This window comes from Neisseria sp. GT4A_CT1, assembly GCF_000227275.1.
In the GTDB taxonomy this organism is placed as follows: domain Bacteria; phylum Pseudomonadota; class Gammaproteobacteria; order Burkholderiales; family Neisseriaceae; genus Neisseria.
The window spans coordinates 132505-148575 of the sequence record NZ_JH164967.1 but is presented as its reverse complement, the minus strand read 5'-3'; the positions used below and the strand labels follow the sequence as shown (position 1 = coordinate 148575).

12 protein-coding genes are annotated in these 16071 nt (G+C 53.3%); 6 read left to right on the top strand and 6 right to left on the bottom strand.

Annotated elements, in window-relative coordinates; translation table 11 throughout:
• The first annotated feature begins 221 nt into the window (after positions 1-221).
• A complete protein-coding gene (gene cysG / locus HMPREF1028_RS07470) occupies positions 222-1637 on the top strand; it encodes a siroheme synthase CysG (protein ID WP_009312218.1) in 1416 nt (471 codons plus the stop codon).
• Positions 1638-1885: 248 nt separating this feature from the next.
• On the top strand, positions 1886-3076 hold the full coding sequence (gene hflX, locus HMPREF1028_RS07465; RefSeq protein WP_009312217.1) for a GTPase HflX: 1191 nt from the start codon (positions 1886-1888) through the stop codon (positions 3074-3076).
• A 188-nt stretch (positions 3077-3264) separates the two neighbouring features.
• Here hflX and HMPREF1028_RS15715 read toward each other — a convergent pair whose 3' ends face one another.
• Positions 3265-3390: a hypothetical protein gene (locus tag HMPREF1028_RS15715; RefSeq protein WP_003757417.1), complete on the bottom strand. Its 126-nt coding sequence runs from the start codon at positions 3388-3390 to the stop codon at positions 3265-3267.
• 419 nt (positions 3391-3809) lie between these two features.
• Between HMPREF1028_RS15715 and HMPREF1028_RS07455 the strand changes: the two genes are divergently transcribed.
• Both HMPREF1028_RS07455 and HMPREF1028_RS07450 read left to right on the top strand, forming a co-directional pair.
• Entirely contained in the window at positions 3810-6281 is a 2472-nt protein-coding gene (locus HMPREF1028_RS07455) for a heavy metal translocating P-type ATPase (protein ID WP_009312216.1), read from the top strand.
• A gap of 367 nt (positions 6282-6648) precedes the next feature.
• Complete coding sequence (locus HMPREF1028_RS07450; protein ID WP_009312215.1) at positions 6649-6930, top strand: hypothetical protein; 282 nt, start codon at positions 6649-6651, stop codon at positions 6928-6930.
• A 141-nt stretch (positions 6931-7071) separates the two neighbouring features.
• Here the strand turns inward: HMPREF1028_RS07450 and mutL are convergent, their stop codons facing one another.
• The 3 genes from mutL to ribBA all read right to left on the bottom strand — a co-directional run bounded on the left by mutL (position 7072) and on the right by ribBA (position 11413).
• Positions 7072-9066 (bottom strand): DNA mismatch repair endonuclease MutL, encoded by a 1995-nt coding sequence (gene mutL, locus HMPREF1028_RS07445; RefSeq protein ID WP_009312214.1) that lies wholly within the window; start codon positions 9064-9066, stop codon positions 7072-7074.
• 128 nt (positions 9067-9194) lie between these two features.
• Positions 9195-9818, bottom strand: coding sequence for an EVE domain-containing protein (locus HMPREF1028_RS07440; RefSeq protein ID WP_009312213.1), 624 nt, complete (start codon positions 9816-9818; stop codon positions 9195-9197).
• 254 nt (positions 9819-10072) lie between these two features.
• Positions 10073-11413 (bottom strand): bifunctional 3,4-dihydroxy-2-butanone-4-phosphate synthase/GTP cyclohydrolase II, encoded by a 1341-nt coding sequence (gene ribBA / locus HMPREF1028_RS07435; RefSeq protein WP_198006981.1) that lies wholly within the window; start codon positions 11411-11413, stop codon positions 10073-10075.
• Positions 11414-11735: 322 nt separating this feature from the next.
• Between ribBA and HMPREF1028_RS07430 the strand changes: the two genes are divergently transcribed.
• Positions 11736-12338, top strand: coding sequence for a DUF4230 domain-containing protein (locus HMPREF1028_RS07430; RefSeq protein WP_003779043.1), 603 nt, complete (start codon positions 11736-11738; stop codon positions 12336-12338).
• A gap of 146 nt (positions 12339-12484) precedes the next feature.
• On the opposite strand, the gene HMPREF1028_RS07425 is transcribed toward HMPREF1028_RS07430, so the two are convergent.
• Positions 12485-13582 (bottom strand): hypothetical protein, encoded by a 1098-nt coding sequence (locus tag HMPREF1028_RS07425; protein ID WP_009312210.1) that lies wholly within the window; start codon positions 13580-13582, stop codon positions 12485-12487.
• 408 nt (positions 13583-13990) lie between these two features.
• Here HMPREF1028_RS07425 and HMPREF1028_RS07420 point away from each other — a divergent pair, with 408 nt between their 5' ends.
• A complete protein-coding gene (locus HMPREF1028_RS07420; RefSeq protein ID WP_009312209.1) occupies positions 13991-14443 on the top strand; it encodes a DUF6530 family protein in 453 nt (150 codons plus the stop codon).
• 156 nt (positions 14444-14599) lie between these two features.
• Here the strand turns inward: HMPREF1028_RS07420 and HMPREF1028_RS07415 are convergent.
• A partial coding sequence (locus HMPREF1028_RS07415) for a phosphoribosylformylglycinamidine synthase subunit PurQ (RefSeq protein ID WP_094113015.1) occupies positions 14600-16071 on the bottom strand: 1472 nt, incomplete at its 5' end.

The following is a 16071-nucleotide window of genomic DNA, read 5'->3' as shown; positions in this document are numbered from 1 at the left end:
GCCTCGCCTTAGCTCAAAGAGAACGATTCTCTAAGGTGCTGAAGCACCAAGTGAATCGGTTCCGTACTATCTGTACTGTCTGCGGCTTCGTCGCCTTGTCCTGATTTAAATTTAATCCACCATATAACCAAATTCGATAAGATAAGCAAAAACCATTCTTTCCGCCGAAGCCTGCGGGATTTTAAGATGGGCGGCACGATAGCTTAATAAGAGAACACGCCATGAACCATTATCCCCTGTTTGCCGATTTGAACGGCCGCCCCGTCCTGCTGGCGGGTGCGGGCAAAGTGGCGGAACGCAAAGCCGAAAGCCTGTTGCAGGCAGGGGCTGCGGTCAGGGTTGTCGCCCGCGAACTCAATCCCGTTTTCCAAAAGTGGGCGGACGAAGGCAAAATCGAATGGCTGGGCAGCGAATTTCACGAGGACGATTTGGATGACGTGTTTTTCGCCGTCGCCGCCACCGACGATTACGCCTTCAACTGCCGTATTTTCCAAGCGGCGGAGCAGCGGGCGAAACTCTGCAACACCGTCGATACCGCGGATTTGTGTTCCTTCACCGTCCCCGCCGTCATCGACCGCAGCCCGCTCAAAATCGCTGTCTCCAGCGGCGCGACCGCCCCCGTTTTGGCGCGCAAGTGGCGGCAGATCATCGAAACGCTCATCCCGCTGCACACCGGTCAAATGGCGGCGCTCGCAGGCAAATGGCGCAACGCGGTCAAAGCCAAAATCAAAGGCACGGCAAACCGCCGCCGTTTTTGGGAAAACCTGTTCGACAGCCGCTTTAACGCGCTCGCCGCCCAAGGCAACCTCGATGCCGCCGAAGCAGAGCTTGCTGCGCAGCTTGACGGCTTCGGCGCGGCAAAAGGCGAAGTCGTCCTTGTCGGCGCAGGCCCCGGCGACGCAGGGCTGCTCACCTTGCACGCTTTGCAGGCGATACAGGCGGCGGATGTCGTGTTCCACGATGCCTTGGTTTCAGACGACGTCTTAAGCATGGTGCGCAAAGACGCGGACAAAATCAGCGTCGGCAAACGCGCAGGCTCGCACCACGTCCAACAAGAAGAAACCAACCGCCTCCTGGTCGAATACGCCCGCCAAGGTTTGCGCGTCGTCCGGCTCAAAGGCGGCGACCCCTTCGTTTTCGGGCGCGGCGGCGAAGAAGCCCAAGTCTTGCAGCAGGCAAACATCCCCTACCGCATCATCCCCGGCATCACCGCCGCACTGGGCGCGACCGCCTACGCAGGCATCCCCCTGACACACCGCGACTGCGCACAAAGCGCGCTCTTCGTTACCGGACACAGCAAACACGACGGCTACCAACCCGACTGGCGCACGCTCGCTCTGAGCAACCAAACACTGGTCGTCTATATGGGCACGCTCAAAGCCGCCGAAACCGCCGAAAAACTGATGGCGCACGGACGCAGCGGCGACACACCCGTCGCCATCGTCTCCAACGGCACGCTTCCGCATCAGAGCGTCGTGACAGGTCGTCTGAAAAACCTGTCCGAGCTGGCAGAAAACGCCCCGCGCCCCGCGCTGATCGTTATCGGCGAAGTCGTTTCCCTGCGTGACGAATTGAAGTGGTTTCAAGAAAACCCCGCGCAAAGCTGCCTCCACACGCTGCACGGACAAGCCGCCTGAAGTGTTGGTTTAAACCGTTTAAACAAACAAAAGGTCGTCTGAAAACCCCAATCCGGTTTTCAGACGACCTTTCTTGATTATGCTTTCACGGGCGGATGGTGTAAGATGCTGACGCAGCACGCAATCGCATCAACAAACGCCTTCAACGGAGCGTGCGGCATGCCAAACAGAGATAGGGCAGAGAGCGGCCGAGCCATCAAATGGATGGATGCCGCTTTCCGTTTTTTCAAAAAAAGAAAGGATTTTCCTTGTCCAAACGCAACATTTTCCCCGTCGACAAATCTTTGGAGCAACCCGAACGCGTGATGCTGGTCGGGGTGATGTTGAGCGCGGATTATTCGGGCGCGAACGAAGTGCGCGAGCGGACTTTTCAGACGACCTTGGACGAGGCGGCGGAATTGGTCGCGGCGGCAGGCGGCGAGCTGGTGTTGCGGGAAACCGCCAAGCGCGACAAGGCGCATACGGCTTATTTCGTCGGCACGGGCAAGGCGGAGGAGCTGGCGGCGGCGGTGAAGCTGCACGACATCGGCTTGGCAGTGTTCAACCATGAATTGACGCCGACACAGGAGCGCAATTTGGAAAAAATCCTGCAATGCCGCGTCCTCGACCGCGTGGGTCTGATTTTGGCGATTTTTGCCAAACGCGCCCAATCGCAGGAGGGTAAATTGCAGGTGGAGCTGGCGCAGTTGAACCATTTGAGCGGGCGGCTGGTGCGCGGCTACGGGCATTTGCAGAGCCAGAAGGGCGGTATCGGCTTGAAAGGGCCGGGCGAGACGCAGTTGGAAACCGACCGCCGCTTAATCGGGCAGAAAATCACGGCGTTGAAAAAACAGTTGGCGCAAGTGAAAAAACAACGTGCCACGCGCCGCAAATCGCGGATGGAGGGTCGTCTGAAAACCTTTGCCATCGTCGGCTACACCAACGCGGGCAAATCCAGCCTGTTCAACCGTCTGACCAAGGCGGACGTGTTGGCGAAAGACCAGCTTTTTGCCACGCTGGATACGACGGCGCGGCGTTTGTTCCTGTCGCACGAGGCGGGCGTGATTCTGACGGATACAGTCGGTTTCGTCCGCGATTTGCCGCACAAGCTGGTGTCGGCGTTTTCGGCGACGCTGGAGGAAACGGCTTTGGCGGATGTGCTGCTGCACGTTGTCGATGCGTCCAATCCCGATTTCGAGCGGCAGATGGACGATGTGAATGTGGTTTTGGAGGAAATCGGTGCGCATGAAGTGCCGCAGCTTGTCGTGTACAACAAGATCGACCTGCTGCCGGAAGGCGTACGCGGGGCGGGCGTGTTGCGGGACAATTCGGGACGCGCCGTCGGCGTGAATATTTCGGTTACGAAAAGTCTGGGCTTGGACGCTTTGCGCGAGGCGATGATTGAACGGGCGTTGGAAAACGGCGGCAAGAGGTCGTCTGAAAACTGCAAAGCCGAATAAAAACAAGATGTTTTGACTGCCGTTGTTTCTCAATGGGAAGGACGGCGGGTTAAATTTCGATTTCGATTATCGTTTGCCGCCGAGTGTTTCAAAAGGTCGTCTGAAAAAATAAAGGCCGTTTGGAAAACAAAGATAAATCAGGGAGGGTTTATCTTTATTTCCAAACGGCCGTTTAAAAGGTTTCCCGCTTAGAGGGGGAGAAGGCGGCGTTTTTTCAAAACGTTTTCGTAAATCATCCATGCCGCCAAGCTCAGGTAGGCGACGCTGGACAGGATGCCGATAACGGCAAAAATAGGTAGCAGGCGGTCAATCATGATGTTTTCCCGAGTAAGAAGTTAGTGGAAAGTTTTGTATAAAAGCGTAATGTTTTGTATTTTTTATTGTACTGTTTGTACGGAATATGCGTGTAGTATGCAGCTTCAAATCGAGTCGGTCAACAAAAATGTATGGTGTTTTTTTAAAAAAGTTCCTTTTTTACATTAAAATAATCGGTAAATTCGACCGATATGCGGTATGGCAGAGTAACCGTTCGTCTATTGATAAACGGATATATCATTGAAAAATATAAATAAATAATATAAAAATATGCAAATTGTTTTAAAATAAACGTTTTGTAAAATATTTTTAAAAATCTGCTAAAAAGCGACACTTTAATAAAGTTTACATTTTTAAACATTTCAAATCCAAGTTTCAAGCGGCAAACCACCTGCCGGCACACCATCAGGCACATATTATGAATCAAACGGAAAGAACCTGTTTCCATTGCGGTCTGGAAGTCCCCGAACACCTCCATTTGACCGTCCGCTACGAAAATGAAGACCATGAAACCTGCTGCGCGGGTTGTCAGGCGGTGGCGCAGAGCATTATTGATGCAGGTTTGGGCAATTATTACAAACAGCGTACCGCCGATGCGGAAAAATCCGAATTGCCGCCGCCGGAAGTGTTGTCGCAACTGAAATTGTACGATTTGCCCGAAGTGCAGGCGGATTTTGTCGAAGTCGGGGAAGGAAATAAGCGCGAGGCAGTGTTGATGCTGGGCGGCATTACCTGCGCGGCGTGCGTATGGCTGATTGAGCAGCAGCTTTTGCGGACGGCGGGCGTGGTGCGCGTGGATTTGAATTACAGTACGCACCGCTGCCGCGTGGTGTGGGACGAGGGCAAAATCGCGCTGTCGGACATTCTTTTGAAAATCCGCAAAACGGGTTATACCGCCGCGCCTTACGATGCGCAAAAAGTCGAGGCGCAGGCGCAAAAAGAGCGCAAACAGTTTATCGTCAGGCTGGCGGTGGCGGGTTTGGGCATGATGCAGACGATGATGTTTGCCGTGCCGACTTATCTTTACGGCGGCGACATCGAGCCGCTGTTTTTGGAAATCCTGCACTGGGGCGGCTTTTTGATGGTGCTGCCCGTCGTGTTTTACAGCGCGTTGCCGTTTTACCGCGGCGCGTGGCGCGATTGGAAAAACCGCCGCGTCGGCATGGATACGCCGATTGCGATTGCGGTCGTGATGACTTTTGTCGCGGGCATTTACAGCCTTGCCGTCAATGCGGGGCAGGGGATGTATTTCGAGTCCATCGCCATGCTGCTGTTTTTCCTGTTGGGCGGGCGGTTTATGGAACAAATCGCAAGGCGCAGGGCGGGAGATGCGGCGGAGCGGCTGGTGAAACTTGTTCCCGCGTTCTGCCACCGCCTTCCGTCTTATCCCGACAGCGAGGAAATCGAAGAAGCGGCGGTTGTACAGCTTCAGGCGGGCGACGTCATCGTCGTCAAACCCGGCGAGGTTATTCCTGTGGACGGCACGGTGTTGTCCGGCGAGAGCGAAGTGGACGAAGCCATGTTGACGGGCGAGAGCCTGCCCGTCGTCAAAAGGTCGTCTGAAAACGTTACCGCAGGCACGCTCAATACGGGCAGCCCGCTTGTTATCCGAACCGACCGCACCGGCAACAACACGCGCCTGTCGCACATCGTCAAACTGCTCGACCGCGCGCTCGCCCAAAAACCGCGCGCCGCCGAGCTTGCCGAGAAATACGCCTCCAGCTTCGTGTTTGGCGAGCTGCTGCTTGCCATCCCCGTTTTCATCGGCTGGACATGGTATGCCGACGCACAAACCGCCTTGTGGATTACCGTCGCGCTGCTGGTCATCACTTGTCCGTGTGCACTTTCACTTGCCACGCCGACCGCGCTTGCCGCCTCCACAGGCGCGCTTGCCGACGACGGCGTGTTAATCAGCGGCAAACAAAGCCTCGAAACGCTCGCCCAAATCGACGATGTCGTGTTCGACAAAACCGGCACGCTGACCAAAGGACAATTGTCCGTCAGCCGAATCATCCCCTTAGGTCGTCTGAAAACAGAAGAAGCGCTTGCCGCTGCACAAGCTTTGGAACATCAATCCGAACACCCCATTGCCCGCGCCATCTTGAACCATACGCTTTCAGACGACCCCAACCCCGCGCCCGAATACACAGTTTCCCAACGTGTCAACCGCATCGGACAAGGCGTCAGCGCGCAAATGACCTATAAAGGCGAAACCCAAGTCTGGGCATTGGGACGCGCTGATTTCGTCGCGGGAATAGCCGGCGTGTTGCCTGACGAAGCCGCCGACATCGAACACGCAGGCAGCATGGTATTCCTCGGCAACCAAAGCGGTTTCCGAGCCGTCTTCCTGCTAGAAGACCAAATCAAAGACAGCGCCGCCGCCATGCTCGACATCCTCAAACAACAAGGCATCCGCACCCACCTACTCAGCGGCGACCGCACAAATGCCGTCGCACAAGTCGCGCAGGCACTCGGTTTGGACACCTACCGCGCCGAAGCCGCGCCCGAAGACAAGCTCGCCTATGTTGAAGAATTGCAGAAACAAGGCAGAAAAGTTTTGATGGTCGGCGACGGCATCAACGACGCCCCCGTCCTCGCCCAAGCCGACGTATCCGCCGCCGTCGCAGCAGGCGCCGATGTCGCACGCGACGGCGCCGATTTGGTCTTGCTCAACGACGACTTGAACATCCTGCCCGCCACCATCGCCCAAGCCCGCCGCACACGCGAAATCATCCGCCAAAACCTAGCCTGGGCAAGCGCATACAACATCATCGCCGTCCCGCTCGCCGTCTTAGGCTACGTTAAACCCTGGATCGCCGCATTAGGCATGAGCCTCAGCTCGTTGTTTGTCGTGGGCAACGCGTTGAGGCTGCTGAAGAAGAGGGAATAGGTGGTTTCGGAAGGGAGGGGTCGTCTAAAAAGCTGGATTTTGGATTTTCAGACGTACGTTTTTTATTTAGGGTTTTTAAAAAGATGGATCGGGTGGTAGTTTTTTCGTGGGCAAATCCCACGCTACTGTTAGGTTGTGGAGGGGATGCATTGTTGATTAAAAGGTCGTTTGAAAGTTTATAATGATGATCTGAATATCCAATGAATCGCATGTGTATGTATCGTACACGCACTATATGGGGATTCATAACACACAATTGTGGTAGGTTGTAGCTTACTACGAGTCACGCCATTTAAAATATTTAGTCGACTAAATATTTTAAATGGCGTATTATCCTATTCGTGATTAACAACCAAGGTTATCCTAAATGGACAATGAAATTGAAAAGATTAACGCAGAACTGGCTGATTTACAGCTGAAAATGCAAGAAGCAATGAACAAAAAGTTAGCTGTTCATGAAAAAATTTTGGCCTCTCAGGGTTTAGAGTTGGCTGATCTGCAAAAAAGGGTTGCTTCACTAGAGGCTTACCGTGATGCAGCCATTAAAGCCGATTTGCTAAATGGAATGAAGGGAAAAGATGCTGCCCGCAAGTACGGGTTAAGCCAAGGGCGTATTTCTCAAATAAAAAATAGCGATAAAAAGCAATAGGTTAATAGCATATGTGGCATGGGTCTTGACCCCAAAAAAAACCAAAACCATTCTGAATATTGGGTTTGACCACCCAAGCTGCTTAAAAGGTCGTCTGAAAATCTAAATCCGTTTTCAGACGACCTTTATTTTTCGTCGGCTTTATTGTCCGCGTAAGAACAGTGCGTCCAGTTCTTTCAGCGTCAGTTTCACCCAGGTCGGGCGGCCGTGGTTGCATTGGTTGCTGCGCGGGGTGTTTTCCATGTCGCGCAGGAGGGCGTTCATTTCGGGCAGGGTGAGCTGGCGGCCGGCGCGGACGGAGCCGTGGCAGGACATGGTGGCGAGGATGTGGTTTTCGTGTTCTTCGATGGTTTGGCTGCTGCCGACTTGGGCGAGTTCGCCCAATACGTCTTTGGCGAGCGAGACGACGTCGGCTTTGCCGAGCATGGCGGGGACGGCGCGGACGGCGAGGGTGTTGCCGCCCATGTCGGACAGTTCCAGTCCGAAGCCTGCCAGTGTGTCGGCGTGGTCGGCGAGGGCGGCGCATTCTTCGTGGGACGCGGGGAAGGTAACGGGGATGAGCAGGCGTTGGCTTTGCAGGTTGCCGTTTTCCTGCCGCTGGCGTTTCATTTTTTCGTAGTTGACGCGTTCGGCGGCGGCGTGCATGTCGATGAGCAGCAGGCTGTCTTCGGCTTGGGCGAGGATGTAGATGCCTAATAGTTGGGCGATGGCGAAGCCTAGCGGCGGCAGTTCGGGTTTGGGGTCGTCTGAAAAGGTGTGGGCAGGGGTTTCAGACGACGTGGCGGACGTGGTACCGAAGCGGGCTTGTTCGAATTGTGCCAACTCTATGTCTGCTTCATCGGCTGCGGTGTTTTTGAAGAGTTCGGCGTAGGTGTTGAGGGCGGCGCGGCTTTCGCGCAGGGACAGGCTGCGTTGCTGCGGCGCGCGTGCTGCCTGATAGGGCATGGGGGCGGTTTTGCCTGAACTGAAGGCGTTGCGCGGTTCGGAAGCGTGTGTGCTTGGTGTGGTGGCGAAAATGTTTTCAGACGACGCGGTCGGGTTTTGGAGAAACTGATTATGCTCGTTTTCAGACGACGTTGCCGCGGGACGGATGCCTGTGATTTCGTGCAACACTTCGCCTGCGTTGCCGACGCTTTCGGTCAAGTCGGCGCGGGTGTCGGCGAGGGCTTTGTTGAGGGTGTGGAACACGAGTTGGTGTACCTGCTGGCTGTCGCGGAAGCGGATTTCGGTTTTGGTGGGGTGGACGTTGACGTCCACGGCTTCGGGCGGCAGGTCGAGGAAGAGGACGAAGGCGGGAGTGAGGGCGTTGTGCAATACGTCGCGGTATGCCTGTTTGACGGCGTGGAGCATGACTTTGTCGCGTACGAAGCGGTGGTTGACGAAGCAGTATTGTTTGTCGGTTTTACCTTTGGCGAAGGTGGGTTTGGCGATGGCGCCGTAGAGCCGCAGCGCGCCGTTGCCGCTGTCGATTTCTAAGGATGCCGCCTGAAAGTCTTCGCCGACGATGGCGGCTATGCGTTCGTGCAGGCTTTGGGCGGGGAGTTTGAACACTTGCTTGCCGTCGCGTTTGAGCGAGAAGGCGATGTGCGGATGCGCCAGCGCGAGGCGTTCGAGCATGGTGGCGCAGTGGGCGTATTCGGTGTTTTCGGATTTGAGGAATTTGCGCCGCGCGGGGGTATTGAAGAAGAGTTCGGCGGCTTCGATGGTGGTGCCGACGGGATGGGCGGCGGCGGTGGGGCTGCTGAGTTTGCCGTCTTCGGCTTTGACTTGGGTCGCGTGCGCACTGCCGTCTTGGCGGCTGGTCAGTGTCAGGCGGCTGACGGAGGCGATGCTTGCCAAGCCTTCGCCGCGAAAGCCCATGCTGGCGACGTGTTCCAAATCGTTTAAGGTTTTGATTTTGCTGGTGGCGTGGCGGTGGAGCGCGAGTTCGATGTCGTCGGGGTGGATGCCGCCGCCGTTGTCGCTGACGCGGATGAGGCGGATGCCGCCGCCTGCCAGCTCGACTTCAATCGCCGTCGCGCCTGCGTCTATGCTGTTTTCGACGATTTCTTTCAGGGCGTTGGCGGGGCGTTCGACCACTTCGCCGGCGGCGATTTGGTTGACGAGGTGGTCGGGCAGGGCGGCGATTCGGGACATGGGTTTCTTCCGTTTTCAAACTGGCGGGTATTATAGCAAAAGGTCGTCTGAAAACCGGAATCGGGATTTCAGACGACCTTTTGAAATTTAACTGCCGTTTTACAGGATACTTGTAGCCTTACTTTGTCTTATTTGAGATTCTCCAAAAGTTTTTCCCCATCAGTAATCTGAGATAATGTTTGGGCAAAAGGAAAAGAACGTCCCAAAATGGATTTAACCTGTCTTGCTTTGATTGGATTTTGACTTAAATCGACAAAATGTTCTAGTTTTTGAAAAAATGTTTTATTATCAACACCATAATGATGTGTTGTCTCTACGATTCCTGTTGCTTGACCATATGCAACAATTCCTTGTCCGGAGGCGTATAGGAATACATAGTCTCCTTTTTTAATCCGACAGATTTTTTCTTTGTAGCCATCTTCAAATGCAGCAGCTACTTGGTTTGTCATCATGAAATTATGGTCTTCCAAGTCGTTGGCACTATTAGTATTTAATAAGAAATATCGTGTTGTAGTTGAATTATCAAATTCTTCGTCTTTTTGTTTGTCAATCATTCGTTTGTTCTCCCAGTCTTGAATAATGAATTCTTGAATTAAATCATTAATGATGTCTTGGCGGGTTGTTTCCCAAGCATCGGCAAGCTCTTGCAAAATCAAATCATCTTTAATGGATAAACGTAAACTCAACGTAACTTTATTTTGATTTCGTTGGTTATATATTTCTGTACGGCGGTCGATATAGCTATTGGACATAATTATATCCTTTTGTTTTAGAGTTAAATAAAATATTAGGAGGAGAATATCCTTTTTGATGATGAGTATTATGCTATATTTATATTTTAAATACAATAAAAATTATTCTTGAATTATTTTATAATTATTTTTATTTTAAATAAATTATAGTAATAATTTTCATGGGAGGTTGGCTGAATCAGGTAATTTATAGCAAAAGGTCGTCTGAAAACCGGAATCGGGATTTCAGACGACCTTTTGATAAGACGGACGGTTTATTTGTTTTCTGCTTCTTCAAAGCCGACAACTTCCAAGCCGAAGCCGGTCAGTCCGGTGAAGGCGGAGGGCTGTCCTAACACGCGCAGTTTGCCGACGTTGAGGCCGGCGAGGATTTGTGCGCCGATGCCGTAGCTTTTGCTGTCCCATTTGTAGGCTTGGTTGGCGCCTTTGGGCAGGGTGCGGTCGAGCAGGGTGGCGCCGTCTTCGGTGCGGTGCAGGAGGATGACGACGCCGCTTTCGGCTTGCTGGATGCGCTCAAGGGCTTTGGGCAGCGACCAGGAATGGCGCGGGTTGGCTTGGATGAAGTCCATGACGCTGAAGGGTTCGTGTACGCGGACGAGGGTTTCGGTGTCGGCGGCGGGTTTGCCTTTGACGAGGGCGAGGTGAGTTTCGCCGGAGAGTTTGTCAACGTAAACGTGTTGCTGGAATTCGCCCCACGGGGTTTGTACGGGGGCGTTGCCCATGTCTTCGAGCAGGCTTTCGGTGCGGCTGCGGTATTCGATAAGGTCGGTAATCGTGCCGATTTTGAGGTTGTGTTCTTCGGCGAACTTCATCAGTTCGGGCATACGCGCCATGGTGCCGTCGTCGTTGATGATTTCGCAGATGACGGCGGCGGGGATGAGTCCGTTCATTTGTGCCAAGTCGACGCCGGCTTCGGTGTGTCCGGCGCGTACTAGGACGCCGCCTTTTTGCGCACGCAAGGGGAAAATATGACCGGGTTGGACGATGTCTTCGGGTTTGGCGGTCGGAGAAACGGCGGTTTGGATGGTCAGGGCGCGGTCGGCGGCGGAAATGCCGGTGGTAATGCCTTGCGCCGCTTCGATGGAAACGGTGAAGTTGGTGCCGTATTGCGCGCCGTTTTTCTGGGTCATCATGGGCAGGCCGAGCCGCTCGACCATGCTGCCTTCCATCGGCAGGCAAACCAGTCCGCGCGCGTGTTTGATCATAAAGTTGATGGCTTCGGGGGTGACGAACTGCGCCGCCATCAGCAAATCGCCTTCGTTTTCGCGGTCTTCCGCGTCGGTGATGATGACCATTTTGCCGGCTTTGATGTCGGCGAGGATTTCGGGGATGGAGGAAATGTGGGGCATGGTGCGTCTTTCTTGATGGTCGGGTTGGACTGTGGCGTGTTCTTGATCCAGCCACATGGCGGGCATTTGCGCCGCCTGTTCGATTTTGCGGGCCTTTTTCTCGCCGAAGGATTTGTTTTTCAGAAGGGCGGACAATTCACCTTGGTTGATGGCGATGGCTTCGGCAAAACGGGTTTGCTGGCCGCCGTATTTGTCCGCTATCCATTGCCGCAGGTTGCGGCGGCGCAGGTCGGTGGTGTTCATGATGTGTTGCGTGGCTGAAAAGGTGTAGGCGATTGTAGTCTTGTCTTTACCAAAAGGCAAACTGTGTTTGATGGCGGATTTTTATTACCTTTTGGTAATGTTTTGATAGGAGGTCGTCTGAAAAACAAAAATGGCGTTTTCAGACGACCTTTGCTTGAAATCTGAACATTTGAAAGAATATGGGCGTTATAGTGGATTAAAATAAAAATGAGACAAGGCGGCAACGCCCGCCGTGTACGGGTAGTACATAAGGGCGTTGGCAACGCCGTATCATTGCAATTTTAATCCACTATAAGTTTAACGCAACCGAAAAGGGTCTAACCTGATGAAAATGGTTTACCGATTGATTTTAATATCTATTTTTTGTGCGCTCGCAGCGGCGGGCGGCTGGTTTTATGCCCAGCACCGCAACGATAACGCCCATGAAGCGATTTCGCGCGAAGGCGTTTTGATGCAGATTAAGCAGATGAACCGCTTGGAAAGCACGGCTTTTTACATCGACACCATCATCCGCACCGAGAAAAAAGGCGACTGGCGCAGATTGTGGCAGGACTCGCAAAGCGGTCTGTTTATCGTGCGCGGCAAAGTGTTGGCGGGCTTGGATTTGGACAAGCTTCACGCCGACAACGTCAATATCGTGGACGGAAAAGTCCTCATCAGCCTGCCACCCGTAGAAATCCTGAGCGTCGATTTGGAAAATATCGAGGTGTACGACATCCAAACCGGCTCGTTCAACCTTTTGCCCGTGGATAAGGCAGTGTTCAAAACCGTGCAGGACGAAGCCAAAAAACAAGTCCTCGCCAGCGCGTGCAAAGCCCAGATTTTGGATCACGCCAACCGCCAAGCGCAAACGCAGCTTGAAAACCTGTTTGCCCTGACGCAGACGCAGGTATCGGTTTATCCGGCGGCAGTGGGGCAGTGTAAATAGCGGCAGCGCAAAACAAGGCTTAGGCGCCGAGTACAAACAAGGTCGTCTGAAAACGAAAGCAGCGGGTTCGCCAAATCGTTTTCAGACGACCTTTTGTTTAGCGTCGATACGCTTCACATCAAGCGCGCGCGTGCATCATCCAAGCGTTAAAGATAGTCGCCGATATTCGGGCTTCTGCCGAACACGGCTTCATGCGCCTGACTGATGGTCAGCCGGTTAAACATCAGCCGCTGGGTTTGGTCGCCGTCGATAATCCTTACCCTGCCTTCCAATTTCGGCGCGTCGTGGTGGAAAGTGTTTTTAAACGCAAGCCAGCGGTCGGTTTGCAGGTGGACGACGGCAAACATATCGTGCGAAATATTTACGCCGACGCTGATGAGTTTCGGCGAAGCCTGAAGGCAGAGACTGCTGTCGCCGAACAGGCACAGCCCCTCGTTTTCGGCATAGCGGAACAGCTCGATTTTCACCGCATCGGGTTTGGCGAATATGGTGCAAAACAGCCGCTCAAACAGCGACGGCTGCGCCACGCCTTCGCTCAACATGCCGTAAAGCCCCGCCAGCCAATCAACATAGCCGAGAAACGAAAAACGGTAGTTCTGCATAATGGCTTCGATGCGGCTCGGATCGCGCTTGCTGATCAGGCGCACAAACTCAAACCCGACCTCCGGCAGCCGCGCCCGAACGGCCTCATGCAGACGGTGGGCGAACAGGTTTTTATGGTTGTGCGGATTGCGCAGGATGCCGAGGAATTTCAGCCGCAATATCCGCCACAATGCTTCGGGAACTTTGACCGTATCGGGTTCGCCCGTTTTCAGACGACCTTCGGGCAGCGTGCGCAGATGGTTGCAGGCTTCTTCGTAGCCGCTTTCGTGGCGGTTGAACCAGCTTTCCAAATTGTACTGGTTGGCGGTGTTTTCGACGAAAGTTAGCGTGTAGAGGTTTTTCGCCGCCAGATTGCCGATAATGTTGACACTCGCCGCCGCACCGCGATTTTCGTTCCCGCCGCGAACCTTGTCGCCGGAACGGAAGCGTCGGGCGGCAGCCGGTTCGCGGAACATGGACAAAGGCAGCTTATAGACATTCTGATTCTGCGGGCTGACCTGCGGATTATGCGCGTGCTGCCGCTGCTCGGTCTGGGCGATATAGTGATGTTCCTTGGTCGGATTCGCCGTCAACAGCGCATAAGGCTTTTCGCCGCATTCGGAAAATTCGCAATCACTGAGGATAAAGGCTTGTCGGGTCATGGTATCGGAGGAGGCCGTCTGAATGTGCCGATTATAGTTGATGGGGAGCTAAGGGGGATTATACGGAATGATGCTTCTGCTTGCAGAATACGCCGATAGAATGCCGATAGTAGGAATCCAAAAAACACTTCGCCGCCGTCATTCCCGCGCAGGCGGGAATCCAGAAGCTTGGATTTACAGTAATCTTTAAGTATTTCTGAAATACAGAGGTCTGGATTCCCGCCTGCGCGGGAATGACGGCGGTCAAGGTGTCCTGTCTCTCTTTAAACCACTATAAAAGCTCACCTGAAAAAAAAATAATTTAATATTTTTACTAAATTACTTACTAATTTGGTTAGTAAGCGTTACAGTAATAAAATTGCTTTAGTATAATACAAATTCATAAATCAACCTGCTATGGAGGCACTAATGGATATACCTACTCATTTGAATCACCGCCCTATTATTAAATGGGAAAACTACGATAAAGTAGATGGACGTTTTAAAAATAATACAGATGCACAAGGCTTGTCTGTTGGTTTGGCACAATGGAATAGTCCTAATGAAGATGAACCTGATATTTCGGTTAAAGTATGGCGACATACTGGTGAAAAGTGGTCGCGCCAATCTGAGGAGATACCAGTACACCGTCTTGTCGATATGACTAGGTTGTTATGTGCGGCTATATTGTATGCAGAAAAAGGGGAGTTATTAACTGAAGAATCTTTCACTATTACCAGCAGTCAGGATGATTTTTTGTTAGGAAAGCTAAAAAAAGGATTAAAAAAAGAAGTGGAAAAAGCGGAAGAAGTGAATCTTAAGCTTTCATTGCGCCGTTTGGCAGAAAATTTAGGACAATTAGAATTTTATTATAAAGAATAGAAACCTCCATAATACTCATTCATGCGTCTGCATAAATGATGGCAGGTGGGTTAGTATTTGTATACAAAAAGGTCGTCTGAAAACAGATAGAGCAGGTTTCGCTAAATCGTTTTCAGACGACCTTTTCTTTAAAGCCGAATCAAATCAGCCTGCCGGTTAACCCAAAGCTTTCCTTGCTCCGGCGAAGAGGCGGTACCAGCCGGACAGTTCCGTCCAGTCTTCCGGTTTCCAGCTCATTTGTGCGGAGCGGTACACGCGTTCGGGGTGGGGCATCATGATGGTAACGCGGCCGTCGGCGTTGGTAACGCCGGCGATGCCTTGCGGCGAGCCGTTCGGGTTGAGCGGGTAGGTTTGGGTAACTTGGTTTTGTCCGTCGACGTATTGCAGCGCGATGCCGAGGTCGTCTGAAATTTTGCCGCCGTGAAGTGCGAAGTCGGCGCGGCCTTCGCCGTGGCTGACGACGACGGGCAGGCTGGAGCCTTGCATTTCGTTCAGAATCAGGGAGGCTGATTTGGGGACGTGAACCATGCTCAGGCGTGCTTCAAACTGTTCGCTCAGGTTGCGTTTGAACTTCGGCCAGCCTGCCGTGCCGGGGATGATTTCGGCGAGGTTGCTGACCATCTGGCAGCCGTTGCACACGCCCAATGTCAGCGTGTTTGGGTCGGCGAAGAAGGCGGCGAACTGGTCGCGCAAGGCGGGGTGGAACAGGATGGATTTCGCCCAGCCTTCGCCCGCGCCGAGTACGTCGCCGTAGCTGAAGCCGCCGCACGCCGCCAGCATTTTGAAGTCGGCAAGGTGGACGCGGCCTGCCATCAGGTCGGACATATGCACGTCGTAGGCATCGAATCCGGCGCGGGTAAAGGCGGCGGCCATTTCGATTTGTCCGTTTACGCCCTGTTCGCGCAGGATGGCGATTTTGGGTTTTGCGCCGCTGTTGATAAACGGCGCGGCGATGTCTTCGTTCACGTCAAATTTCACGTCGGCAAACAATGCGCTGCGTTCGTTGTCGCCAATCAGGGCGAACTCGCTGTCGGCGCAGGCGGGGTTGTCGCGCAGTTTCTGAATGGCGTGGCTGGTTTCCTGCCATGCGCGTTGCAGGTCGGCGCGGGTTTGTTCCAACACGATGCCTGCCTGATTGCGGATAACGATTTTTTCGTCAGAACCGATGGTGGCAACGGTATGCAAGGGCAGTGCCGCCGCTTTGAACAAGGCTTCTACTGCCGCAATATCTTGTTTGGCGATTTGGATCACTACGCCCAGCTCTTCATTAAACAATGTGCGTATGCTGGCTTCATTGACGTCGGCTTGGTTGGCAACCAGTGAAGTCAAATCCACATTCAAGCCGCACCGCCCCGCAAACGCCATTTCCACCAGCGTCGCAAACAAGCCGCCGTCGCTGCGGTCGTGATACGCCAAAAGTTTGTCTTCGGCGACAAGCTGCTGAATCACGTTGTAAAACGCTTTCAGACGACCTATATCGTCCAAATCAGGCGCGTCGCCGCTCATATTGTTGTACACCTGACCGAATGCAGAGCCGCCCATACGCGCTTTGCCGAAGCCCAAATCGATAAACAGCAATACGCTGTCTTCGACGTTTTTCAATTCGGGCGTAACGGTTTTGCGCACGT